Annotated in this window: 25 protein-coding genes; 9 read left to right on the top strand and 16 right to left on the bottom strand. The window is 69.7% G+C overall.

Annotated features, from left to right (window positions below):
- Positions 1-146 precede the first annotated feature (146 nt).
- From EDF51_RS13070 to EDF51_RS13055, 4 genes are all read right to left on the bottom strand, one after another.
- Positions 147-467 (bottom strand): hypothetical protein, encoded by a 321-nt coding sequence (locus EDF51_RS13070; RefSeq protein ID WP_134195190.1) that lies wholly within the window; start codon positions 465-467, stop codon positions 147-149.
- A gap of 8 nt (positions 468-475) precedes the next feature.
- Entirely contained in the window at positions 476-769 is a 294-nt protein-coding gene (locus tag EDF51_RS13065) for a hypothetical protein (RefSeq protein WP_134195189.1), read from the bottom strand.
- Positions 770-1184: 415 nt separating this feature from the next.
- Positions 1185-1430 carry a hypothetical protein gene (locus EDF51_RS13060; protein ID WP_134195187.1) on the bottom strand — a complete coding sequence of 82 codons (246 nt, stop codon included), beginning with the start codon at positions 1428-1430 and terminating at the stop codon, positions 1185-1187.
- Positions 1427-1648: a hypothetical protein gene (locus tag EDF51_RS13055; RefSeq protein ID WP_134195185.1), complete on the bottom strand. Its 222-nt coding sequence runs from the start codon at positions 1646-1648 to the stop codon at positions 1427-1429. Before EDF51_RS13055 ends, EDF51_RS13060 begins: the two co-directional genes overlap by 4 nt.
- 94 nt (positions 1649-1742) lie before the next feature.
- Between EDF51_RS13055 and EDF51_RS13050 the strand changes: the two genes are divergently transcribed.
- Both EDF51_RS13050 and EDF51_RS13045 read left to right on the top strand, forming a co-directional pair.
- Positions 1743-2135, top strand: coding sequence for a helix-turn-helix transcriptional regulator (locus tag EDF51_RS13050; RefSeq protein WP_166673547.1), 393 nt, complete (start codon positions 1743-1745; stop codon positions 2133-2135).
- Between the two features lie 48 nt (positions 2136-2183).
- The gene (locus EDF51_RS13045; RefSeq protein WP_166673546.1) at positions 2184-2516 is read left to right on the top strand and encodes an ImmA/IrrE family metallo-endopeptidase; all 333 of its coding nucleotides are present in this window, start codon (positions 2184-2186) and stop codon (positions 2514-2516) included.
- On the opposite strand, the gene EDF51_RS13040 is transcribed toward EDF51_RS13045, so the two are convergent.
- The 4 genes from EDF51_RS13040 to EDF51_RS13025 all read right to left on the bottom strand — a co-directional run bounded on the left by EDF51_RS13040 (position 2467) and on the right by EDF51_RS13025 (position 7020).
- Entirely contained in the window at positions 2467-3705 is a 1239-nt protein-coding gene (locus EDF51_RS13040) for a tyrosine-type recombinase/integrase (protein WP_134195180.1), read from the bottom strand. The two genes, EDF51_RS13045 and EDF51_RS13040, sit on opposite strands and share 50 nt — an antisense overlap.
- Positions 3706-4179: 474 nt before the next feature.
- A complete protein-coding gene (locus EDF51_RS13035; protein ID WP_166673545.1) occupies positions 4180-4887 on the bottom strand; it encodes a DUF3800 domain-containing protein in 708 nt (235 codons plus the stop codon).
- Positions 4888-5127: 240 nt separating this feature from the next.
- Positions 5128-6159, bottom strand: coding sequence for an aldo/keto reductase (locus EDF51_RS13030; RefSeq protein WP_123936853.1), 1032 nt, complete (start codon positions 6157-6159; stop codon positions 5128-5130).
- 81 nt (positions 6160-6240) lie between these two features.
- Complete coding sequence (locus tag EDF51_RS13025; protein ID WP_134195176.1) at positions 6241-7020, bottom strand: alpha/beta hydrolase; 780 nt, start codon at positions 7018-7020, stop codon at positions 6241-6243.
- Between EDF51_RS13025 and EDF51_RS13020 the strand changes: the two genes are divergently transcribed.
- Complete coding sequence (locus EDF51_RS13020; RefSeq protein ID WP_243837127.1) at positions 7019-7753, top strand: NAD(P)H-hydrate epimerase; 735 nt, start codon at positions 7019-7021, stop codon at positions 7751-7753. The two genes, EDF51_RS13025 and EDF51_RS13020, sit on opposite strands and share 2 nt — an antisense overlap.
- Before the next feature lie 11 nt (positions 7754-7764).
- Here EDF51_RS13020 and EDF51_RS13015 read toward each other — a convergent pair whose 3' ends face one another.
- A complete protein-coding gene (locus EDF51_RS13015) occupies positions 7765-8907 on the bottom strand; it encodes a glycerol dehydrogenase (RefSeq protein WP_134195172.1) in 1143 nt (380 codons plus the stop codon).
- A 112-nt stretch (positions 8908-9019) separates the two neighbouring features.
- Here EDF51_RS13015 and EDF51_RS13010 point away from each other — a divergent pair, with 112 nt between their 5' ends.
- Complete coding sequence (locus tag EDF51_RS13010) at positions 9020-9913, top strand: neutral zinc metallopeptidase (RefSeq protein ID WP_123293303.1); 894 nt, start codon at positions 9020-9022, stop codon at positions 9911-9913.
- Positions 9914-9916: 3 nt separating this feature from the next.
- On the opposite strand, the gene EDF51_RS13005 is transcribed toward EDF51_RS13010, so the two are convergent.
- The gene (locus tag EDF51_RS13005) at positions 9917-10867 is read right to left on the bottom strand and encodes a thioredoxin domain-containing protein (RefSeq protein WP_134195170.1); all 951 of its coding nucleotides are present in this window, start codon (positions 10865-10867) and stop codon (positions 9917-9919) included.
- 264 nt (positions 10868-11131) lie between these two features.
- Here EDF51_RS13005 and ugpC point away from each other — a divergent pair, with 264 nt between their 5' ends.
- Together ugpC and EDF51_RS12995 are read left to right on the top strand one after the other, a co-directional pair.
- Entirely contained in the window at positions 11132-12232 is a 1101-nt protein-coding gene (gene ugpC, locus EDF51_RS13000; protein WP_123293301.1) for a sn-glycerol-3-phosphate ABC transporter ATP-binding protein UgpC, read from the top strand.
- Between the two features lie 88 nt (positions 12233-12320).
- Positions 12321-13631, top strand: coding sequence for a DUF4032 domain-containing protein (locus tag EDF51_RS12995; RefSeq protein WP_123293300.1), 1311 nt, complete (start codon positions 12321-12323; stop codon positions 13629-13631).
- Positions 13632-14068: 437 nt separating this feature from the next.
- Here EDF51_RS12995 and rlmB read toward each other — a convergent pair whose 3' ends face one another.
- The 4 genes from rlmB to EDF51_RS12975 are packed head-to-tail and all read right to left on the bottom strand — an operon-like array spanning position 14069 to position 18250.
- Positions 14069-15079 carry a 23S rRNA (guanosine(2251)-2'-O)-methyltransferase RlmB gene (rlmB, locus tag EDF51_RS12990; RefSeq protein WP_123936859.1) on the bottom strand — a complete coding sequence of 337 codons (1011 nt, stop codon included), beginning with the start codon at positions 15077-15079 and terminating at the stop codon, positions 14069-14071.
- A gap of 28 nt (positions 15080-15107) precedes the next feature.
- Complete coding sequence (cysS, locus tag EDF51_RS12985) at positions 15108-16517, bottom strand: cysteine--tRNA ligase (protein WP_134195168.1); 1410 nt, start codon at positions 16515-16517, stop codon at positions 15108-15110.
- Between the two features lie 18 nt (positions 16518-16535).
- A complete protein-coding gene (gene ispD / locus EDF51_RS12980) occupies positions 16536-17750 on the bottom strand; it encodes a 2-C-methyl-D-erythritol 4-phosphate cytidylyltransferase (protein ID WP_134195166.1) in 1215 nt (404 codons plus the stop codon).
- Positions 17751-17767: 17 nt separating this feature from the next.
- Positions 17768-18250 (bottom strand): CarD family transcriptional regulator, encoded by a 483-nt coding sequence (locus EDF51_RS12975; protein WP_017888066.1) that lies wholly within the window; start codon positions 18248-18250, stop codon positions 17768-17770.
- Positions 18251-18405: 155 nt separating this feature from the next.
- Here EDF51_RS12975 and EDF51_RS12970 point away from each other — a divergent pair, with 155 nt between their 5' ends.
- Positions 18406-18924 (top strand): hypothetical protein, encoded by a 519-nt coding sequence (locus tag EDF51_RS12970; RefSeq protein ID WP_133937226.1) that lies wholly within the window; start codon positions 18406-18408, stop codon positions 18922-18924.
- Positions 18925-19008: 84 nt separating this feature from the next.
- On the opposite strand, the gene EDF51_RS12965 is transcribed toward EDF51_RS12970, so the two are convergent.
- Both EDF51_RS12965 and EDF51_RS12960 read right to left on the bottom strand, forming a co-directional pair.
- The gene (locus tag EDF51_RS12965) at positions 19009-19689 is read right to left on the bottom strand and encodes a response regulator transcription factor (protein ID WP_111085241.1); all 681 of its coding nucleotides are present in this window, start codon (positions 19687-19689) and stop codon (positions 19009-19011) included.
- The gene (locus tag EDF51_RS12960; protein ID WP_133937228.1) at positions 19686-20852 is read right to left on the bottom strand and encodes an ATP-binding protein; all 1167 of its coding nucleotides are present in this window, start codon (positions 20850-20852) and stop codon (positions 19686-19688) included. The genes EDF51_RS12965 and EDF51_RS12960 overlap by 4 nt, the downstream gene beginning before the upstream one ends.
- A gap of 146 nt (positions 20853-20998) precedes the next feature.
- On the opposite strand from EDF51_RS12960, the gene phoU reads away from it, so the two are divergent.
- Both phoU and EDF51_RS12950 read left to right on the top strand, forming a co-directional pair.
- Positions 20999-21667, top strand: a complete 669-nt coding sequence (gene phoU / locus EDF51_RS12955) for a phosphate signaling complex protein PhoU (RefSeq protein WP_123293296.1) — start codon at positions 20999-21001, stop codon at positions 21665-21667.
- Between the two features lie 45 nt (positions 21668-21712).
- Positions 21713-22261 carry an AAA family ATPase gene (locus tag EDF51_RS12950; RefSeq protein ID WP_131921923.1) on the top strand — a complete coding sequence of 183 codons (549 nt, stop codon included), beginning with the start codon at positions 21713-21715 and terminating at the stop codon, positions 22259-22261.
- The last annotated feature ends 25 nt before the right edge of the window (positions 22262-22286 follow it).

Genomic DNA, 22286 nt, shown 5'->3' with positions numbered 1-22286 from the left:
CGAACGCAAGCAGGCCCTCCTTGGCCTTCGGGCCGATCACAGCGCACCCCCACCAGCGACGACGAGGACCGCAGCCAGGCCGAGCGCGATCGCGCAGACGGCGAGGAAGCCAGCGAGGGCGAGGTTCGTGAGGCGGTCGTCGTCGGTCATGAGGTCATCACCCACTTCGCGGCGGCACGGCCGGTGGCGGTCTTGCCGTTGACGAGGCTGCGGCGGACCTTGCCGGCGACGACGAGCTCGGCGCGACGGGAGCGAAGGGATGCGTCGGTGGGAATGGGGTCGCCCACCGCCGCGGCGCGGGCCTTGTACCGGCGGATCATCTCCTCGTCGGTGAGGCCGTCTCGGTCGCCGGCGTACGCGGCTCCCTGCAGGACCGCGGCGATGCGGTGCTGCACGTCGCTGGGCTTGTAGACGCTGCGGGCTGCTTCGTGGCTGGTGTCGATGTCGTGTCTGCGGGCTGCGGGCATGTCGGCTCCTAGTCGTTGTGCCAGCGCTCGGCGTCGAAGCGCCGGTCTGGGAGTGGATGGGTGGCGTCCTCGGCGACCCACCGCTTTTCGGTGGCCGGGAGGAACGTGATGACTACTGGGTCGTCGAGCGAGACGATCGCTGCGACGTCGTCGCGGCAGTACCGCCAGGCGTCCCCGTGCGTCGGTGACTTGTTGACGTGCTTCACGTGCGGGTGGGTGAGCAGCTCTTCGATGAACTTGTCGTCGAGGGCCATGTCTCTCGCTCGCTGCTGCGCGTGGTTCGTGAGGATGAAGTCGTCCATGCGGGCTCCTCCGCGTCGGTGAACAGGAAGCAGCGAGGGTGGAGGTTCGGGTCAACTCCGTCGCTGTCGTGGTCTGCCGGGGACGTCGAACCCCGGTCGCTCCGGCTGCGCGTGGCCGGACCTGTCAGACCTGCCGTTGCACCGCGTAATTCGCGGCCTGACGGCGGTCACGTCGTCGTCTCCCCTGTTGCGCGGGGTGCCTGTGTTCCAAGGCCGGACGGCACGTGCATCGGTTTTTCGACTGCCCTGGCCACGTACCGCTCCACGCATCCGTGCTGGGGACGCGATCGCTCCGTGGCTGGGTGAGCCCTCTGTTTAGTTCTGAACGTGCAGGCGCGGCGGGAGCGTGCCCCTCGGGGCCGTTTTTCGGGCGCGACGAATACCGCCCCAGATGGGCGGTGTGTGACCGGGAGGGTTAGTCCTCGGGTCTGCCGGAGGCGAGCCACTTGGCGTAGCGCTCTGCCTCCGCGATCTCGATCAGGAACGAGGCTCGCTCGCCCTTGCCGCCTTTGGCCGCCCTGAGGTGGCCGTCGCGGATGTCGTTGCGGATGAACTGGTTGGACCGTTCAACGGCCCGTGCCAGGGACGCGGTCGAGTAGAGGAGCTTGCCCTCCTTGATCTCGGCCTCGATCCGATCCGTCGGGGTGATCGTGTCGCTCATGCGACTGCCTCCAAGAATCGGGACGGGTGGGTACGCGAAAGGCCACCGGCTGCGACCAGCTCGGCCCACGTGAGCTCCGACGTCTTGTCGAGGCGTGCACGCAGGTCCGAGCCGGAAGTGCCGGTGGCCTGTGCGAGAGTGTCGAGCGTGTTGCCCGACCGCACGAGTGCGTCGGTGACGCGCTTCGTGACGGTGATGGCCGCTGCTCTGTTCTCCATACGGCGAACCTACTACTCCAAACGGAGTACCGCAACACCATAGTTGCACAATGTGCGTGATTTGATGCCATTTGGAGTCGTAGACTCTCCACCCGTGGCAGACAACGACCAGAAGACAGCGGCGAACCAGGCACTCGCGGCCGAGATTCGCGCCGAGCGCGCGGCCGTCGGCATCACCGTGCGCGAGCTCGCGTTGCGCTCCGGCGTCCCCTACGGCACGCTCAACCGGATCCTCCCCGGCGAGCGCGACATCAGCTTCGGTCAGCTCACCCAGCTCGCCGGCGCTCTCGGCGTGACGCCTTCGGATCTCTCGGAGCGCGCGGTCCGGCGAATGGGCGGCATGGACGCCGTTGTGTCGGGGGTCAGTGGTCAGAATGTGACACCGCTTCGGCGAGTCGAGGACATGACGGTCGACGAGATCGAAGCGGAGCAGAAGAAGGCGGCGACCATCGACCCTGAGATGGACACCGACGAGCAGTTCGACTAACCACCGTCCTGGGGGATGATGTACGACCCATACGAGCACGCCGAGCAGTTGGGGCTGACCGTGGTGCACGCGCCCATCCGCACCGCACACGAGCTGTGGCTACCGGAGCGCAACACGATCGTGGTGCGCTCCGGGCTACGTCGGGTGCATGACCGGTCCGCCCTCGCGCACGGCATCGCTCACGCGATGCTCGGTCACGAGGACGCCAGGCCGAAGCACGAAGTCCAGGCGGACCGGGTCGCGGCGAGCAACCTGATCGACCTGGACGAGTGCCGCGAGGTGATGAAGTGGGCCCCGGACTGCGCGCGTCTTGCGCGCGAGCTCGACGTGTCTACGCGCCTCGCTCGAGTGTTCCTGAACGTGCACGGTCTGGCTGGTTGAACAGGTCACCCATCGCGGCCATGCCGAGGCGCATGCGGGGGATGTCGTTGCGCCGCTTGTAGGCGTTCGTCTGCATCCGGGAGGCGTGGCCGGCGATCTGCACGATGACGTCGTCGGGGACACCGGCGATCGTGAGGAGGTCGATCGTGGTGTGCCGGATGTCGTGCAGTCGGACGTTCTTCTCGATGCCGGTCTCCGCGAGGAGCGCTCGCCAGGAACGGGAGTGGTCTGACGGATCGATCGGCTTCCCGTCACGGGTGAACACGAATCCGTTGGGGCCTGGTGGGTGAGCCTCGAGGTGCTCGTGGAGCACCGAGGCGAGTGGGTCGACGAGCGGGATGATCCGCCAGCCACTCTTGGACTTCGGCCGTGTCAGGAACAGGCCGCCGGTCACGTGTCGGTACTCGTAGTCGTTCGGCAGGACGAGCTTCCGTGCGGGACACTCCGCGCCGCGCTTGTACCCACACGTCGTCTTGCAGCCGTGCCGCCACGTGAGTCGCTGCATCTGCCAGGAGATGTCGAGTTCGTCGGCGACCCGATCAGCCTCGAGGCCGATGACCTCACCGCGGCGAGCGCCGGTGAGGAGCGTGGTCGCCCACAGGGCGAAGCCGGGACCGCCGGCGTCCCGGACGTGCGTGTACAGGTCAAGGGCCTCCTGCAGGTCGAGGGCGTCGAGCGCTGACGCAGCCTTCCTGGGTGCGGCCATGAGCTTCGCCGGGTTCTTGGTCATGCGGCCCTCGCGAAGCGCCCACTCGAGCGCGGTCGAGATGATGCGGTGCGCCGTGAGCGCCGTGGTCGGCGAGCCTCCCTCTCGCACCATCGCGTCAGTGACCGACCGGATGCCGGCGGAGGTGAGCTGCTTGAGCTTCTTCCCCCCGATGATGGGGATGACCCAGTGCTCGGTGATGTTGCGGTACCGCTCGGCGGTCTTCGGGCGGAGCTCACGGTCGACGATGTTGTCGAGCCAGTAGGTGAACCACTGCTTCACGGTGATGTCGCGGGTGTCGATGTCGCCGTTGTCGCGGAGCTCTCGCTTCAGGTCGTCGAGGCGGCGGATCACCTCGGAACGGTCACGGCTCCGGACGATCTTGCGGCGGCGCTTGCCGTCTCGTGATGGGAGTTCGACGGATCCCGTCCAGTAGCCGCGAGCGTCCTTGTACAGGCCGCCCATGCCCTTCCGGTTCGCCATCGCGTCTCCCTACATTCTTCTGGTGTCGTTGCCGTTGGCGGGGACGCCGTTGTCCCCAGCTGATCTTCTGATGTCGTGTCGGTGGTCACGCATAGCGTGGTCCTGTTCCTCTCGTGGTCCTGTCACGGGTGGGATTCAGGGCTGGTCCGTTGCCGCGGGCCGGCCCTTCGTCGTCAGTGGAGACGTCTTCTCCTGCTGCGCTGCATGTTGTGGTGCCAATCGTGTAGCCGTTGTGCTGTGCACACGGTACGTCATCTGTGCACATCTGAGAACCTACACCTCCGATCGGAGCACATGCAACTCCATTTGGAGTATTTTCACCGTACTTGTAATACGGGGGTTGCGGGTTCAAGTCCCGCTGCCGGCCCCATATACTGGATTCGCAGGCCGCGACCTCTTCGCCGCCCGCACCGCCTTCAGCCCCGCCGCGAGCGGGGCTGTCGTGCGTCCGGGGCTTCTCCCACTCCGCACTCGTCAGGGCCAGACCCCCGCGCTGTAGGCGCAGCTCTCGATGTCCGAGACGAGTGCGGAGAGGACCCGCGCCTGACGATGATCCCGTTCGTCGACGGTCTGGGACCGCACCCAGACGAACGCGACGAGATCAGCGACCTGCAGCATCCTCGAGTAGTGGCTCGGCGCGAAGTGCACCGTGTCGAGAAGCCGTTCAAGCCGGGTTTGCATGTACGTTCCCGGGGTCCCGTAGGCCTGGTACACCGCGAAGCGCTCACGATGACGGTCCCGATCCGACCGTTCGTCCGCGATGACCAGGGCGTGCATCTCCAGGTCGCCGGCCCTCCTGTCCACTCGATGCAGCAGGTGCTGGAACGCAACCTGCTCCGGAGTGTGCCGATCGCGGAACCCACGCGTGTCCTGGTAACGGCGGAGTTGCTCCGGTCGAGCGCCGCGGAGCAACACCGTCGCGCCGGAGGCAACCACGGCTTCGACGACGTCGAGGAACACCTTCACACGCACGCGCGGAGGCACCCCGCTCCATGCTCCCTTTCCGTGGAAGATCGGATGGGCGTGGAGCTCCGTCTGCGGCTCGACGCCGTACTCCTGGAGCGCGGCGACGATCTCGTGCATGCGTTGCGTGAGCCAACGGGTCTGCGAGGCATCCGCCATCACGGCGCCGAACCCGTAGAGGTCCGGTTTGAACGATTCGTCGACGAAACAGAGCAGCACTCTGGAATACTGCCGTACACGATGCGCGGCAGGGATCGCGACGCACTGCCGAGCACGAAGCGATGCCCCGGGTGATCACTCACCCGGGGCATCGGCGCGTGTGGAACACGGATCAGGGAGTGTTCCGGGCGCTGGACGCGGTAACCAGCCGGTCGTGCGAAGAGGATGACACCTCACCGAACCGTGCGTCCACACCCGGACCCCACATCAGCGCGAATCCGCACGAACGTGCACGGGTCTTCAGCGCCCGCCGGTGATCTTGCGCCCCCGCTGTGCGACGCCCGCGGTGCCGTACGGGTAGTCGTCGATGCGCGGCGCGCTGGCGTCGGTGAGCTGCGTGAGCTCCGCGTCGGTCAGCACGAGGTCGGCCGCACCGAGGTTGTCCTCGAGCTGGGACACGGTCCGGGCGCCGAGGATCACGCTCGTCACCGCCGGCCGGGCGAGCAGCCAGGCGAGGGCGACCTGCGACCGCGAGGCGCCGTGCGCGTCGGCGACGGCGGACACCGCGTCGAGGACGGCCCAGGTGCGCTCGTCACCGTTCCGCGCTTCCCAGGCCTCCATGCCGCGTGCCGGGTTCTCGCCGAGGCGGGTGGAGCCGGTGGGCGCTTCGTCGCGCTGGTACTTGCCGGACAGCCAGCCGCCGGCCAGGGGCGACCAGGGCAGCAGGCCGATCCCGGCGTCGAGGCTGGCGGGGACGATCTCGTGCTCGATGTCGCGGACGAGCAAGTTGTACTGCGGCTGCAGGGTGACCGGCGGGGCCCAACCGTGCGCCTTCGCCTCGTACACGGCCTTCGTGATCTGGTAGCCGAGGTAGTTCGAGAAGCCGTACGAGCCGATCTTGCCGGCGGAGACCGCGTCGTCGAGGAACCGGAGCGTCTCCTCGATCGGCGTCAGGGCGTCCCAGGCGTGCATCTGGTACAGGTCGATGTGGTCGACGCCGAGGCGCTCGAGCGAGGCGTCGAGCGCGACCCGGAGGTGCCGGCGCGACAGGCCGACGTCGTTCGGGCCGTCACCCTGCGGGAAGCGGCCCTTGGTGGCGAGGACGACCTGCTGCGCCTCGGTGGGGTGTGCCGCGAGCCAGCGACCGATGATCCGCTCGGACTCGTTGCCCGAGTAGACGTCGGCCGTGTCGATCAGGGTGCCGCCGGCCGCGACGAACGTGTCGATGATGGTGTGGGAGGTGGGTTCGTCGGCTTCGCTGCCGAACGTCATGGTGCCGAGGGTCAGCGTCGACACCGATGTCCCGCTGTTGCCGAGGAGTCTGTAGTCCATGGCCGGGACGGTACGCGCGGTGTCCCGGGACAACGAGGACCTACGAGTACCCCTCAGCGCGGGGCGGACAACGCGCCGCGGTCAGGAACGCAGGAACGCCAGCGCCGCCTCGCGGAACGCACGCGACGTCGGTGCGTTGAAGTGGTTGCGCCCCGGGATCTCGAAGAACGACGCGTCCGGGGCCGCCTGCGCCAACCGCACGGCGCTGTCGCGGATGCCGTCCTCGCTGCCGGCCGCCATCAGGATCGGCTGCGCGGGGGCGTTGTCCGGCGTCGGCTCGATGCTGTTCCGCATCCCCTCGACCATCGCCACGAGCGCCGCGAGGTCGTTCCCCTCGACGTTCCCCGCCATGGTCAGGTAGCCGTTGGTCACGCGGTCCTCGATCGGTGTGCCGTCCGCCAGGTACGCCTTCGCCTGGTCGACCCGCACGCGGCGCATCGGGTCGGCGTCGGGGATCCCGCCGAACACCGCGCGGGTGATGCGGTCCGGCAGCCGCTCGGCGGTGTGCCACCCGACGCGTGCACCGAGCGAGTACCCGAGGAACGCCACCTCGTCGAGCAGGTACGTGTCGATCACGGTGGTGACGTCCGCCACGAGCAGGTCCATCGAGTACGCACCGGGGTCGCGCGGCTTCGCGCTCGCGCCGTGCCCGCGCTGGTCGAACGCCAGCACGCGGTACCCGGCGCGGACGAGGTCACGGGTCCAACCGGAGGCGTGCCAGTTCAGCACCGCACCGGAGGCGAACCCGTGCACCGCGACGACCGCGGGGGCGTCGGGATCGCCGAAGTCGTAGGTCGCGAGCCGGAGGCCGTCGGGCGACATCACGATGCGGGGACGGGGCGCTTCGGGGACGAGTGACATGTCCCCTCCAGGGTACCGGGGCACTGTGGTCGCCATGGACGGCTACGGCGGTGACCAGATCCGGGCGGCAGAGCGGCCGCACCTCGATGCGGGTGAGCCCCTCATGCAACGAGCGGCCGACGGGCTGGCCCGCATCGTCGGCGACCTGCTCGACGATCCGGCCGTCCGGCCCGGCGACGGACCGGGGTCCGTCCTGCTGCTGGTGGGCAGCGGCGACAACGGTGGTGACGCCCTGTTCGCGGGTGCGCGGCTGGCGGCGGCCGGGAGGCACGTGGCGGTCCTGCGCGTCGGCTCACGCGTGCACGAGGCGGGCCTGGCAGCGGCGCTGGACGCCGGGGCGCGCCCCCTGGACGACCCGGCCGGCCCCGAGGCGGTGGTGACGGACGCGGCACTCGACGCCGACCTGGTGCTCGACGCGATCCTCGGGATCGGGGTGCAGGGGCCTGCGGCCCTCCGCTCCCCCGCCCGCGAGGTCGTCGACGCCATCCGTGAACTCGCCCGCGACCAGCGCGCACCGTTCGTCGTCGCCGTCGACGTGCCGAGCGGCATCGACGTCGACACCGGCGGGATCGCGGACGACCACGTCCTGCACGCCGACGTCACGGTCACGTTCGGCGGGGTGAAGGCCGGGTTGCTGACGGGGCCGGCCGCCACCCTCGCGGGACGGATCGAGCTGGTGGACGTCGGGATCGGTGCGGACCTGGCGACGATGGAGCCGCTGGTCCGCACCTGACCCCGATCCGATCAGTGGTGCTGGTACAGGACCGGCTCCGGCAGTCCGTGCTCGGCGCGGATGCTCCGCGCGATGCCCTCGACGGCGATGAGCGCGTCCACCACGAGCTCCGGCGTGACCGGGAACGGCATGTTGTGGATGGTCTCGCCCTCGACGGTCGCGGCCTCGGCCACGGCGCGGAGTTCCGTCGTGTCGTCCACGGTCAGGCCGATCTCGGTCAGGGTGTTCGGCAGGCCGACCTTCGTGGTGAAGACGACGAAGTCCTCGATCTCCTCGGCCGGTGCACCCTCGAGCACGAGCTGCGCGATCGTGCCGATGTTGACCTTCTGCCCGTGCGCCAGACCGTGCGCCTGCGGAGCGGCGGTCAGTCCGTTGTGGATCGCGTGCGCTGCCGCCAGTCCGCCGGACTCGAACCCGAGGCCCGACAGCAGGGTGTTCGCCTCGACGACCTTCTCGAGCGCGGGCGTGACGACCCCAGCCTTCACGGCCTCGATGGCCTGCAGGGCGTTCTCGTGCAGCAGCTTCCAGGACAGCTCGGCGAGCGCGACGCCGGTCTCGGTCTGCAGCCCGCCGGCCATGGTGTCGGCGTTCGCACGCTTGGCGGCACGGGCCTCGACCCAGGTGGCCAGGGCGTCGCCGATGCCCGCGACCAGGAACTGGACGGGAGCGTTCGCGACGAGCTTCGTGTCGATGAGGACGAGGTCGGGGTTGTGCGGGAAGAACCGGTACTCGATGAACTCCCCTTCCTCGGAGTAGATCACCGCGAGCGCCGAGGTCGGGGCGTCGGTGCTCGCCGCCGTCGGGACACTCGCCCAGCGGATGCCGGCCAGGTGTCCGGAGGCCTTGGCCGCGTCGATCGCTGAACCGCCGCCGAGCCCGACGATGACGTCCGCGTCGGTCGACCGGATCTGCTCGACGAGGTCGTCGACCGCCTTCGGCGTCGCGAAGCGACCGAAGCCGACCCGCTCGACCCGCAGGTCGGCCGCCTGGAAGCTCGTCATCACCGCGGCCTCGACGATGCCCCACACGACGTCGTCGGCGACGATCAGGGGGCGCTGGCCGATGGGGGCGACGAACTCGCCGACGCGGGTGATCGCGTCCTTGCCCTGCACGTAGCGGGCGGGGCTCATCACGGTGCTGATGGGAGTGGCCATGGTTGCGGTTCCTTCCGGTTGTACGACACGTGTCGGGGTCGCCGACGTCCCAGACGGTACGCGCGGGGCATGCGTGCGGCGTGCGAGTCCCGTGGGCCGTACATTCGGGAGCATGACGTTCAACGACGATTCGCAGCTCAAGGGCGGCAGGGTGAAGCGCCGGGGTCGGACGGCCGCGGTCGGCGGCGGCGCCGTCGGCGTCACGGCGATCGTCGTCTTCCTGATCGCGCAGTTCACGGGCTTCGACCTCAGCGGGTTCGTCGGCGGCGGCAGTGGCACGACGCAGATCCAGCAACAGGACCAGCCGGTCGACGCCGCCCCGGAGTGCCGCACCGGGCGTGACGCCAACCTCAAGGTCGAGTGCCGGATGGAAGGGGCAGCCGAGTCACTCGACGGCTACTGGACGGCCGAGGCCCGGAAGCTCGGCATCTCGTACACGGCGCCGGACTTCTTCCTGTTCGACGGCTCGACCGACACGTCGTGCGGTCAGGCGTCCGCCGCCACCGGGCCCTTCTACTGCCCGCCGGACCGCGCGATCTACCTCGACACCGCGTTCTACGACGACCTGCAGTCGAAGTACGGGTCGTCGGGCGGGCCGCTCGCGCAGATGTACGTCGTCGCGCACGAGTGGGGCCACCACATCCAGCAGCTGCAGGGTGCCTTCGCGAGCACGGACCGTTCGGGCACCGGGGCGTCGTCCGGCAGTGTCCGCGTCGAGCTGCAAGCCGACTGCTACGCCGGCGCCTGGGTCGGCGACGCGGCGAACACCGAGGACGCGAACGGCGAGACCTTCTTCGAGCCGATCAGCCGGTCCGAGATCGCCGATGCCCTGTCCGCCGCGAGCGCCGTGGGCGACGACAGCATCCAGGAGCGCTCGAGCGGCCGGGTCGACCCGGACTCCTTCACGCACGGCTCGAGTGAGCAGCGCCAGAAGTGGTTCGTCCGCGGCTACCAGCAGGGCGCGACGAGCTGCGACACGTTCAGCGTCCCTGGTTCGTCGCTGTAGCGATCAGCCCTTCGTCGGCGTGGGCGTCGGTGTCGCGCTCCGCGTGCGGGACGGCGTCGCGCTCGGCGTGGGGGTCGGGGTGGGCGTCGCCTCGGTGGCACCGGCCGCGGTGACCACGAAGGTGCGGAAGTCGTCGTTCGTGATCGGCGACGTGAGCTCGTACTGCTGCCCGTTGACGAGCACCAGCGGCGTGCCGGGGAAGTCGCTCAGGGTCGACCCGGGGATGTCGCCGCCGGACACCGCGGTCGTCTGCTCGTCGACCCACTTGCTGTAGTCCTGGTCGGCGATGCAGCTCGTGACGGCCCGGCGGTCCTGCAGGCCGGAGACCCCGGTGACGACCTTGGTGAGCTGCGCGTCGGTGAGCCCGGGTGTGCCTTCTTCCGGCTGCTCGGCGTAGAGCGCCTTGTTGACCGCGTAGAACTGGTCCGGCGAGTGCTCGGCGACGCAGGCCGCGGCGTTCGCGGCGCGCAGTGAGTACTTGGTGCCCTGCGACCGGTTCGACAGGACCGCGAGCGGGTGGATGTCGACGGTGGCGGCGCCGGAGTCGACGAGGCTCTCGATGTAGTCGCCGTTGGCCTGTTCGAACTCGCCGCAGGTCGGGCAGAGGTAGTCGACGTACAGCGTGATGCGCACCGTGCCCGCACCAGTGGTCGCCGAGGCGCTCGGCGACGCACTGCTCGACGCGGTCACGGGCTTGAGCCCCTCGCCGAGGGTGATGCCGCCCTGCGACATGGTCGAGGGCCCGGGGCCTGCTGGCTTCACGGAGTCGACCAGGACGAGCGTGACGACGGCGGCCGCTGCGAGCAGGACGACACCGAGTCCGATCTGGAGTCCGAGCCGGGTTCCGCGCTGGCGGCGCTTCTGCTGTGTCCTGTGGCGCTGCGCTCGCTGTCGGGCGGCTTCGCGGCGCTCGTTCCGCGCGGCGCGGGCGTCACCCTCGGGGCGGTTGGTCATCGGTGCGTCGTCCTCCTGATCGGCGTCCGCACGACCTACCCCCGCTCGGCGGACGGACCCGGCGATTGTAGTGGGCCGCTCTGGGAACCACCCAACCACGCTCTGGGAACCGACCGGCCAGGGGGAAAACACTGGCGCACCCGCGAGAACTCGTGTTGTATGAACCTCGATGGTCGACGACGACCATCCGGGGCCCTCGCGGGCTGACCGCTTCACTCGGATCGTCCGGCACGTACCTGCCGGTGAAGAAAGGACCGAACGCTCATGGCGTCCGTCACCTATGACAAGGCAACCCGTCTCTACCCCGGAGGCAACCGTCCCGCGGTCGACTCCCTCGACCTGGACGTCGCCGACGGCGAGTTCCTCGTCCTCGTCGGCCCCTCGGGTTGTGGCAAGTCCACCTCGCTCCGCATGCTGGCCGGCCTCGAAGAGGTCAACTCCGGTCAGATCCGCATCGGCGACCGCGACGTCACGGACGTCCCGCCGAAGGACCGCGACATCGCGATGGTGTTCCAGAACTACGCGCTGTACCCGCACATGACCGTCGCCGAGAACATGGGCTTCGCGCTCAAGATCGCCGGTGTCGGCAAGGACGAGCGCGCCACCCGCGTGCAGGAAGCCGCGAAGCTCCTCGACCTCGAGGACTACCTCGGCCGCAAGCCGAAGGCGCTCTCCGGTGGTCAGCGTCAGCGCGTCGCGATGGGCCGTGCGATCGTCCGTCAGCCGCAGGTGTTCCTCATGGACGAGCCGCTGTCGAACCTCGACGCCAAGCTCCGCGTCCAGACCCGTACGCAGATCGCGTCGCTCCAGCGCCGTCTCGGCGTCACCACGGTCTACGTCACGCACGACCAGACCGAGGCACTGACCATGGGTGACCGCATCGCGGTGCTCAAGGACGGCATCCTGCAGCAGGTCGGCACGCCGCGCGACCTGTACGAGAAGCCGAACAACGTCTTCGTCGCGGGCTTCATCGGCTCGCCGGCGATGAACCTGCTGCCGGCTGACGTCGTCGAGGGCGGCATCAAGTTCGGCACGCTCAACCACGCGATCGACCGCGACACGCTCTCCAACGCGCGTTCCGCCCAGATCACCGTGGGCATCCGCCCCGAGGACGTCGTCGTGGCGCAGTCGGGCGAGGGCCTGCCGGTCACGGTCGACGTGGTCGAGGAACTCGGCGCCGACGGCTACCTCTACGGTCACGCCGACGTCAAGGGCACGCGCGTCGACATCGTCGCCCGCGTGGACGGCCGTTCGCACCCGTCGATCGGTGACACCATCGTGGTGACGCCGAAGTCGGGCCACGTGCACGCCTTCGACACCGAGTCGGGCGAGCGCCTGGACGACAAGGCCGTCGTCAGCGCGTAACCGAAGCGCACTCCCCGAGAGCCCGCGCCGCCTCACAAGGGCGGGTCGCGGGCTCTCGGCTGTCCTCCACGACACCGAAGGATCCACCGTGCCCGACTCGATGTCCATCACCGCAGCCACCGTCGACCCCGGCCTGCTCGACCTGCCGTGGGACCTGCCGCTGGCGGACTGGCCGGACGAGACCATCGTGGCCCTGCCGAAGGGCATCTCACGGCACCTCGTGCGCTTCGTGCACCTGAGTGGGTACGTCGCCGCCGTGAAGGAGACCGGCGAGGAGATCGCGCGCTCCGAGTACGAGATGCTCCGCACGCTGCAGCGCATGGACGTGCCGTGCGTCGACCCCGTCGCCGTCATCACCGGTCGGGTCGACGCGGACGGCGAGCAGCTGCACCCCGTGCTCGTGACGCGGCACCTGCGCTTCTCGCTGCCGTACCGCGCGCTGTACTCGCAGACCCTGCGCCCGGAGACCGCGACCCGTCTCGTCGACGCCCTCGCGTTGCTGCTCGTCCGGCTGCACGTCATCGGCTTCTACTGGGGCGACGTGTCGCTCTCGAACACGCTGTTCCGGCGCGACGCGGGCTCGTTCGCCGCGTACCTGGTCGACGCCGAGACCGGCAAGCTCTACCCCGGCGGGCTGTCGAACGGGCAGCGCGAGAACGACCTCGAGGTCGCGCGCGTGAACATCGCCGGCGAGCTCCTCGACCTCGAGGCCGGCGGCCGGCTCGACGAGAACGCCGACCCCGTGGACGTCTCCAACCGGATCGTGGCGCAGTACCGGACGCTCTGGACCGAGCTCACGGGCACCGAGCAGTTCGACATCAAGGAACGCTGGCGCATCAACGACCGCGTCGAGCGGCTCAACGAGCTCGGCTTCGACATCGAGGAGCTCTCGATCCACACGACCGAGGGCGGTTCGCAGGTGCGGATCCAGCCGAAGGTCGTCGACGCCGGACACCACCAGCGACGCCTGCTGCGGCTGACCGGCCTGGACGCCGGCGAGAACCAAGCCCGACGCCTGCTCAACGACCTCGACTCGTACCGGGCACGCAACGGCCGCGACGAACTCGACGAGGAGATGGTGGCGCACGAGTGGGTCTCGCGGGTCTTCGAGCCCGTCGTCCGCTCGATCCCCCGTGACCTGCGCGGTCGCCTCGAACCCGCGGAGGTCTTCCACGAACTGCTCGAGCACCGCTGGTTCATGTCGCAGGAAGAGGAGCGGTCGGTCTCACTGCCCGAGGCCACCACGGCGTACATCAACGACGTGCTGCGCCACCGCCGCGACGAGCGCCTGCTCATCAATCCGCCGACTTCGTCGATGACGCTGCCGATCCCCGTGGTCGACGACGCGGAACCCGCAGACGACGACGCCGACGTCCAGGACTGGCGCACCACCGTCTGACGCGGTCCCCGGTCGGTCACGACACTCCGCCGGGTGGGTGCCGACTGGTCACAGACCGTCGCCGGCGGCGTCGCGCAGCGACGACACGTGACCACCCGGAGGACACCGGCCGACATGTCGTGACCGTTCGGGGTCCGTGAACGCGACCGCCTGGAGGCCCGGCGCGCGTCCCGGAGACCGGCGCCGCGCCTCCAGACCGTCACGCCTGCGCCGCCGGTGATGCCGTTGGACGTCGAGCGGTCACGACACCCCGCCAGGTGCACGTCCGCCGGTCACGGACCGTCGCCTACGGCGTCGCGCGGCGACGACTCGTGACCACACGGCGGGCATCATCCGACGTGTCCTGACCCGTCGGGCCTGACCCGGCCGGCACCGCACGCAGGAACGGCCGCCTCCCACGAGGGGAGGCGACCGTTCCTGCGGACGAGGCGCCGCGGCTACTCGGCGCGACGGCGCCGGGCGACCTCCCACAGGGTGACGCTCGCGGCGATGCCGGCGTTGAGGGACTCGGTCGCACTCGAGATCGGGATCGACACGATCGCGTCGCAGGTCTCGGTGACCAGGCGCGACAGGCCCTTGCCCTCGGAACCGACGACGATCACGATCGGGCGGTCGGCGAGCGCGAGGCCGTCGAGCTCCACGTCGCCGTCGCCGTCCAGACCGAGGACGAACAGGCCCATCGACTTGAGGGACTTCAGCGTCTGGGTGAGGTTCGGGGCCATCGCGACGGGCGTGCGGGCCGCGGCGCCGGCGGAGGTCTTCCACGCCGACGCGGTGACGCCGACCGAACGACGCTGCGGCACGATGACGCCGTGTCCGCCGAACGCGGCGGTCGAGCGGATGATCGCCCCGAGGTTGCGGGGGTCGGTGATGCCGTCGAGCGCGACGAGCAGCGGGACCTGGTCGCGCGAGAAGGCCTGCTCGACGATGTCCTCGGACACGGCGTACTGGTACGCCGGCACCTTGAGCGCGACGCCCTGGTGCACGCTGTCGTGGCCGGTGATGCGGTCGAGCTCGGGGCGCATGAGCTCGATGATCGGCACGCTGCGGTGGTTCGCGAGCGTCAGGATCTCCTTGACGCGGTCGTCGACCTCGATGCGCGACGCGATGTAGAGCGTCGTCGACGGGGTCTTCGTGCGGAGCGCCTCGAGCACGGAGTTGCGGCCGGTCACGAGCTCGGAGTCATCGGTCTTCCGGGCCGGCGGACGACCGGTGCGGCCCTGCGGGGTGCTCGAGGAACCGTGACGGCCCTTGGCTGCCTCGAAGCGGTCCTTCGCCGCCTTGCGCTTGCCGGCGGGGTGGTACGGCCGGTCCTCGGCCTTCGGGGTCGGCTTGCGACCCTCGAGCGCCTGGGCACCCTGACCACCGGAACCGACCTGCTTGTTGCCCTTGCGACCGGTGCGGACGGCGCCGGGCCGACCCTTCTTGCTTCCCGAGACGTTCTTCATGCGTAGCTCCTGTTCGGCACTGCCGTGTTCAGGCGATGCTCCAGCGTGTTCCGGACGGCGTGTCCTCGATCGTGATGCCCGCGGCGGCGAGGTCGTCGCGCACGCGGTCGGCCGCAGCGAAGTCCCGTGCTGCCCGGGCGTCCGCGCGCTCCTGCACGAGGCGTTCGACGAGAGCGGCGAGCGGGCCTGCCGAGGTGTCCTGACCGCCCCCCGACCAGTGGGCGGCTCGCGGGTCGATGCCGAGGACCTCTACCATGGCGGCCACCTGATGGTACGCGACCCCGAGCGTTTCCGCATCGTCGGCGTCCAGGGCGGCATTGCCGGTGCGCACGGTCTCGTGCAGGACGGCCAGCGCCTGGGGCACTGCGAGGTCGTCGTCCATCGCGGCGGCGAAGGCGTCCGGCACGGCGGGGGCGTCGGCGAGGTGCACGCCTTCGAGCCGCACCTCGGCCCGCTGCAGGAACCCGTCGACGCGGTCGTACGCGGCCTCGGCCTCGGCCAACGAGCCGTCGTGGTGGTCGATCGAGGAGCGGTAGTGCGCAGCGCCCAGGAAGTACCGCACCACGGCCGGACGGGCAGCGGCCAGGAAGTCGGCGGCGAAGATCGAGTTGCCGAGCGACTTCGACATCTTCTGGCCCTCGACCGTGACGAGCCCGTTGTGCAACCAGTACGACGCGAACGGGTCGCCCGCCGCGGTGGACTGCGCGAGCTCGTTCTCGTGGTGCGGGAACCGCAGGTCGAGTCCGCCGCCGTGGATGTCGAACGCCGGACCAAGGTACCGCCGCGACATGGCGGAGCACTCGATGTGCCAGCCCGGACGACCGGGGCCCCACGGGGAGTCCCACGACGCGGTCGACGGCTCGCCGGGCTTCGCACCCTTCCAGAGCGCGAAGTCGCGGGCGTCGCGCTTGCCGCGGGGGTCGGCGTCGGCGGCTTCGACCATGTCCTCGCGACGCTGCCGGGTGAGCGCCCCGTAGGACTCCCAGCTGCCGGTGTCGAAGTAGACGTCGCCCGAGTCGTCGGCGGCGACGTAGGCGTGGCCGCGGTCGATGAGCTTCGTGATGATGTCGTGCATCTGCGGCACGCTCGCGGTGGCGCGCGGCTCGTAGGTCGGGGGCAGGATGCCGAGGGCGTTGTACGCGGCGGTGAACTCGAGCTCGACGCGGTAGGCGCGGGCGAACCACGCTTCGTCGGTGCCGGCGGCCAGGTCGAGCACCTTGTCGTCGATGTCGGTGACGTTCCGCACGAGGGTGACGCGCAGACCGCGGTACGTCAGCCAGCGGCGCCAGATGTCGTAGACCAGGGCCGAGCGCAGGTGTCCGATGTGCGGCGACGACTGCACCGTCGGACCGCAGACGTAGACGCTGACCTGTCCGTCGACCAGGGGGACGAGGTCGACGACGGCTGCGGCGCGGGAGTCGTAGAGGCGAACGGTCACGATCCCAAGCCTAGGACGTCAGGCCGGTCGGGTGACGGCCGTGGCGATCGCGGCGAGCCCCTGGCCCCGGCCGGTGAACCCGAGGCCGTCGGTCGTCGTGCCGGACACCGCGACGGGGGCACCGACGACGGCGGACAGGGCGTCCTGCATCTCCGCACGACGGGCGCCGATGCGCGGCCGGTTCCCGATGACCTGCACCGTGACCGACACGGGGACGAGGCCGGCGTCGGCGAGCAGTCCGACTGCACCGCGGATGAAGACGTCCCCGGCGGCTCCGGCGTAGGCGGGGTCCGCGGTGCCGAACGTCCCGCCGATGTCACCGAGGCCACCCGCGGAGAGCAGGGCGTCGCACACCGCGTGTGCCACGGCGTCACCGTCGCTGTGCCCGGAGAGGCCGGGTTCGCCGGGGAAGTCGAGCAGGCCGACGCGGCACGGCGACTCGACGTCGAACGCGTGCACGTCGACGCCCAGCCCGAGCCGGACCGCCGAGGCACCGGGGTCGCCCGGGGCCGTGGCGCGCGACCGGACGATCGACTCTGCCCGTCCGAGGTCCCACGGCGTCGTGATCTTGAAGGCATCGGCGTCGCCCGGCACGAAGCGCACCGTGCCACCGGCCGCCTGGAACACGCCGGCGTCGTCGGTCTCGGACTGCGTCGACACCGCGTACGCCCGTCGGAGTGCGTCGAGCGGGAAGCCCTGCGGCGTCTGGACCCCGACGAGCGCGGACCGGTCGACGGTCTCGACGACCACGTCGCCGGACACCCGCTTGACCGTGTCGGTGACGGGGAGCGCGGGGACGACGCCGTCACCGGTGCCGGTCGCGACCGAACCCTCGACCGCGTCGAACACCCGGTCGAACTGCGCGGCCGGCGTGAGGCACCGCGCCGCATCGTGCACCAGCACCGCGGTGACGGAGTCCGGCAGCACGCCCAGGCCGGCCTGGACCGAACCATGGCGATCCGTGCCTCCCGGAACCACCGCCGTGTACGCGACCGCGGCGCCCGCGACCGAGGCGACCACCTGACGGCAGTCCTCGAGCAGGGTCGACGGCGCGACCACGACGACCAGCGTCGGAGCCGACAACGTGAACAGCGGCTCGAGCGCCCGCGCGAGCATGAGCTGCCCCGCGATGGGCACGAACGCCTTCGCGGTGCCGATGCCGAGCCGGGTTCCGGACCCGGCTGCAACGACGACGACCGCCCGGTCCACCCCTTCGGGGAACCGTGCGGTCATCGTGGTGTGCAGTGCGCTCAGGACGCGAGGACTTCGTCGAGGACGGTCGATGCCTTGTCCTCGTCGGTCTTCTCGGCCAGGGCCAACTCGGAGATCAGGATCTGCCGCGCCTTGGCCAGCATCCGCTTCTCGCCCGCGGACAGGCCGCGGTCCTGATCGCGTCGCCAGAGGTCGCGGACGACCTCGGAGACCTTGATGACGTCCCCGGAAGCGAGCTTCTCGAGGTTCGCCTTGTACCGGCGCGACCAGTTGGTGGGTTCTTCGGTGAACGGCGCCCGGAGGACCTCGAACACCTTGTCGAGCCCTTCCTTGCCGATCACGTCGCGGACTCCGACCAGGTCGACGTTGTCCGCCGGTACCTCGATCGTCAGGTCACCCTGCGTGACCCGCAGTTTCAGGTAGACCTTTTCCTCGCCCTTGATGACGCGCGTCTTGACTTCAGAGATGGTTGCCGCCCCGTGGTGGGGGTAGACGACGGTCTCGCCGACCTCGAATTGCATGTATCAGGCTCCGTTCCCAGACTTCCAGTTTACCACAAGGGGTGTTCGGGTAAGGGGACCCTCAGCACTGGGCCTTCCCGGTGATCGCTAAGATGGAGCGGGACCGTCTGGTCCTCATCGACTTACGGAGGAATCTCTTGCGAGCTCGGGTACTCGTGTCCGTCGCCGTTGCGGCAACCATCGCGCTGGGCGCCACCGGGTGCGAGTTCATGTCGCCCGCGCACACCGTCGACATCAAGCAGATCACCGACGGCGTCAACGTCTCGACCGGCAAGGTCAACGTGCGGAACGCCATCCTCATCTCGGACGACGGCGAGGGTGCGCGGTTCATCGGCACGCTGGTGAACAACTCCGACACCGACGGCATCACCGTGTCGGTCGAGATCGGTGGCGACACCGAGACCGTGCTGGTGCCGGCGAACTCGCACGTCGACCTGGCGAACGACTCGCAGCACGACACCCTCGACTTCGACAGCGCGGACGCGAAGCCCGGTTCGCTCGTCAAGGTGTACTTCTCCTACCCCGACGCCGAGGGCGTCTCGGCCAACGTGCCGGTGCTGACCACCTCGCAAGAGGAGTACGCAACCCTCGCGCCGACCTCGACCCCCGAGCCGTCCAGCCAGATCACGCTGCCGGTCGAGACCCCGTCGGCCACGCCGACGGACGGCGAGTAGCCGCTCCGCGCAAGCGCCACCGTGTCAGACAGGAGGCCCGGTGCGAGTCCCAGGGACTCGCACCGGGCCTCCTGTCCGTCCGTCTCAGGCCTCGATGCGGTACCCGAGACCGCGGACCGTCACCAGGATCTCCGGGGTGGACGGCACGCGCTCGATCTTCGAGCGGATGCGCTTGATGTGCACGTCGAGCGTCTTGGTGTCGCCGAAGTAGTCGGAGCCCCACACCCGGTCGATGAGCTGCCCACGGGTGAGCACCCGGCCGGCGTTCCGGAGCAGCAACTCGAGCAGCTCGAACTCCTTGAGCGGCATCGCCGTCTCCGACCCGTCCACCGACACCGTGTGCCGCTCGACGTCCATCCGGATGCCGCCGACCTGCAGGATCCCGCTGTCCGCCGGGTCGTCCTCGGTGCGGCGGCGCAGGACGGCACGGATGCGGGCCAGCAGCTCACGCGTCGAGTACGGCTTCGTCACGTAGTCGTCCGCGCCGAGCTCGAGCCCGACGACGATGTCGACCTCGGAGTCCTTCGCCGTCAGCATGATGATCGGCGCGTTCGACCGGGTCCGGATCTGGCGGCAGACCTCGGTGCCGGAGAGCCCCGGCAGCATGAGGTCGAGGAGCACCAGGTCCGGGTTCTCCGAGTCGAACTTCGACAGCGCGGTCACGCCGTCGGCCGCGACGGAGGTCTCGTACCCCTCACGCTGCAGCAGGAACTCCAGGGGCTCGCTCAGGGCCGGCTCGTCGTCGACGATGAGGATCTTGGTCACGATGGCTGCTCTTCCAGTTGCTCTTCGAGTGCGGTGGTCAGTTCGGTGTCCGCCTCGGGCAGGCGGATGGTGAAGGTCGAGCCCTTGCCGGGCTGCGACCAGACACGGACGTCGCCGCCGTGGTTGCCGACGACGTGCTTGACGATGGCGAGCCCCAGGCCGGTGCCGCCGGTGGCCCGTGACCGTGCCGGGTCGACACGGTAGAACCGCTCGAACACGCGGTCCAGGTCGGCCTCGGGGATGCCGACGCCCTGGTCGGTGATCGCGATCTCGACGAAGCCCTTCGCGGACCGGACGCCCACGCCGACGCGGGTGCCGTCGGGCGAGTACTTCACCGCGTTGGCGATGAGGTTCGAGACGGCGACCTGCAGCAGGCCCGGGTCGCCCATCACCCGGAGCTTCGACTTCTTCGCCCGGATGATCTCGATCGAGCGGGCGCGCGCGACGACCTCGTTCGCGTCGATCGCTGCCTGCACGATCTTGTCGACACCGGTCTCCTCGCTGTTCTCCAACGCGTCGACCGACTGCAGCCGGGACAGCTCGATGATGTCCTTCGTCAGGGCGCCGAGCCGCTCGGACTCGGTGATGAGCTGCGCCGCGAACTTCTTGACGTGCTCCGGGTCGTCGGCCGCGATCACGAGGGTCTCGGACAGCAGGCCGATGGCGCCGATCGGGGTCTTCAGCTCGTGCGAGATGTTGGCGACGAAGTCACGGCGGACCTCTTCGATGCGCCGGCTCTCGGTCAGGTCGTCGGCCGTGATGAGGACGTACCGGTTGCCGAGCTGCGCGGCCCGGAAGCTGAGGTAGCCGATGAGCTCCCCGTGCCGTCCGCGCGGGAGCTCGAGGTCCTCCGCCCCCATCTCGCCGCTCTTGCGCACCCGGTCGACCAGGTCGAGGAGTTCCTGGTGCACGAGCCGGCGCCGCACGACGAGCCCGACGGTCAGCGCCTGGGGCGATGCGGCCACGACCGTGTTCGACGGGTCGATGACCACCGCCGGGTTGTGCATCGTCGCGATCACCGCTGCGACACCGTCCGGCAGGGTGCGTTCCGCCACGTCTGCTGCACGAGCCGTGCGCTCGGCGGTGATGATCAGCACCACGACGCCCGCGCCGAAGACCCCGCCGAGGAGCATCGACAGTGGCACGAGCCACGCGTTGTCCATGCCGCCAGTGTAGGGATGGTCATGCGGGGTTCCGGTACCGTTCACCCGTCCCGGAAGGCCGGATCGCGAAGCGTTCAGCCCCACGTCACCGTTCGTTCACCTGGGCTGACGACACTCGTCCGGTACGCAGAGAGAGGTACTCCCCCATGCGCGAAGTCTTCCAGCAGGAACTCCAGGACGTCCAGGAGCGACTGACCGAGATCGCAGGACTCGTCGAGTCCGCCATCACCCGGGCCACCCAGGCCTTCAGCGACTCCGACGTCGCCCTCGCCGAGGAGGTGATCGCGGACGACCAGAAGATCGACGAGGCCGCCAACAGCCTCGACGAGATCGCCATCGACATCCTGGCCCGCCAGGCTCCGGTCGCCCGCGACCTGCGCGTCGTCGTCACCGCCCTGCGCGTGAGCTCCTCGCTCGAGCGCATGGGCGACATGGCCGAGCACATCGCGCAGCTCGCCCGCCAGCGCTTCCCCGAGAAGGTCGTGCCGAAGGGACTCCGCGGCACCTTCAAGGAGATGGGCAAGCACGACGTCGCGATGTCGCAGAAGCTCACGCGGCTGCTCGCGACCGAGGACATCGCGCTGGCCGCGGAGATCCGCGACGAGGACGACGCCGTCGACGAACTGCACGCGAGCGTGTTCGACTTCGTGCTCGGCGAGGCGTGGAAGGGCGGGCCGATCGACACCGTCGACGCCACCCTGGCCTCCCGCTACCACGAGCGCTTCGCGGACCACGCGGTATCGATCGCCAAGAAGGTCGAGTACCTGGCGACCGGCGACTGGACCGGCGCCTCGAGTTCGACCGCCGCGGTCTGAGCGCCGTGGTCTGACCGCGGTTGCGCGGTCTGCGAGGATCGAGGCATGGCTCAGGTCGCGATCATCGTCAACGGCATGCCCGGTTCCGGCAAGAGCACGATCGGCGCTGCGCTGGCCGAGGTGCTCGGCTGCCCGTTCCTGTCGAAGGACCGGATCAAGGAGCCCCTCGCCGACATCGTCGGGCCGATGATCGCGTCGCGTCCGCTCGGTGGCATCGCGATGGAGACCATGTGGTCGATGACGCGGGCCGTGGAGAACGGGGTCGTCCTCGACGCCGTCTGGCTCCCGTCACGCGATCGCGACCTCCTGGAGGCTGGGCTCGCGTCCGCCGGGTCGCCTCGCGCCGTCGAGGTGTGGTGCGACACGGACCGCGCCGCCGCCGAAGATCGGCTGCACGACCGGTACGACCCGGGCACCGTCCCGGTGCGGCACGAGGTGCACGGGGACCTGGCCGGCGTGCTGGCCTTCTGGGACGAGCACGGCGACGACGCGCAGCCGGTCGGGCTGCCGGGCGTCCCGGTAGTCCGCGTCGACACGACGAAGCCCTACGACGTCGGTGCCCTCGTGCAGGAGATCGCGTCGCACTTCGTCTGACCAGCCGATGCTCGAGGAGCCGACC

Source organism: Curtobacterium sp. PhB25, from assembly GCF_004365375.1.
Lineage (GTDB): Bacteria > Actinomycetota > Actinomycetes > Actinomycetales > Microbacteriaceae > Curtobacterium.
Note: the sequence above shows the minus strand (reverse complement) of the source record. Positions and strands in the feature narration are given on the sequence as shown.

Bases quoted from the DNA above. Each gene is read 5' to 3' on its own strand.
- EDF51_RS13025 (WP_134195176.1), bottom strand. From the start codon at position 7,020: ATGTCACTCGTCCCCGAAGCGCCCCGTCCCCGCATCGTGATGTCGCCC.
- EDF51_RS12975 (WP_017888066.1), bottom strand. From the start codon at position 18,250: ATGCAATTCGAGGTCGGCGAGACCGTCGTCTACCCCCACCACGGGGCG.
- EDF51_RS13030 (WP_123936853.1), bottom strand. From the start codon at position 6,159: ATGGACTACAGACTCCTCGGCAACAGCGGGACATCGGTGTCGACGCTG.
- EDF51_RS13070 (WP_134195190.1), bottom strand. From the start codon at position 467: ATGCCCGCAGCCCGCAGACACGACATCGACACCAGCCACGAAGCAGCC.
- EDF51_RS13005 (WP_134195170.1), bottom strand. From the start codon at position 10,867: ATGACCAACCGCCCCGAGGGTGACGCCCGCGCCGCGCGGAACGAGCGC.
- EDF51_RS13015 (WP_134195172.1), bottom strand. From the start codon at position 8,907: ATGGCCACTCCCATCAGCACCGTGATGAGCCCCGCCCGCTACGTGCAG.
- EDF51_RS12950 (WP_131921923.1), top strand. From the start codon at position 21,713: ATGGCTCAGGTCGCGATCATCGTCAACGGCATGCCCGGTTCCGGCAAG.
- EDF51_RS13065 (WP_134195189.1), bottom strand. From the start codon at position 769: ATGGACGACTTCATCCTCACGAACCACGCGCAGCAGCGAGCGAGAGAC.
- ugpC (WP_123293301.1), top strand. From the start codon at position 11,132: ATGGCGTCCGTCACCTATGACAAGGCAACCCGTCTCTACCCCGGAGGC.
- EDF51_RS12960 (WP_133937228.1), bottom strand. From the start codon at position 20,852: ATGGACAACGCGTGGCTCGTGCCACTGTCGATGCTCCTCGGCGGGGTC.
- ispD (WP_134195166.1), bottom strand. From the start codon at position 17,750: ATGACCGCACGGTTCCCCGAAGGGGTGGACCGGGCGGTCGTCGTCGTT.
- rlmB (WP_123936859.1), bottom strand. From the start codon at position 15,079: ATGAAGAACGTCTCGGGAAGCAAGAAGGGTCGGCCCGGCGCCGTCCGC.
- EDF51_RS13040 (WP_134195180.1), bottom strand. From the start codon at position 3,705: ATGGCGAACCGGAAGGGCATGGGCGGCCTGTACAAGGACGCTCGCGGC.
- phoU (WP_123293296.1), top strand. From the start codon at position 20,999: ATGCGCGAAGTCTTCCAGCAGGAACTCCAGGACGTCCAGGAGCGACTG.
- EDF51_RS13010 (WP_123293303.1), top strand. From the start codon at position 9,020: ATGACGTTCAACGACGATTCGCAGCTCAAGGGCGGCAGGGTGAAGCGC.
- EDF51_RS13055 (WP_134195185.1), bottom strand. From the start codon at position 1,648: ATGGAGAACAGAGCAGCGGCCATCACCGTCACGAAGCGCGTCACCGAC.
- EDF51_RS13060 (WP_134195187.1), bottom strand. From the start codon at position 1,430: ATGAGCGACACGATCACCCCGACGGATCGGATCGAGGCCGAGATCAAG.
- EDF51_RS13020 (WP_243837127.1), top strand. From the start codon at position 7,019: ATGTCCCCTCCAGGGTACCGGGGCACTGTGGTCGCCATGGACGGCTAC.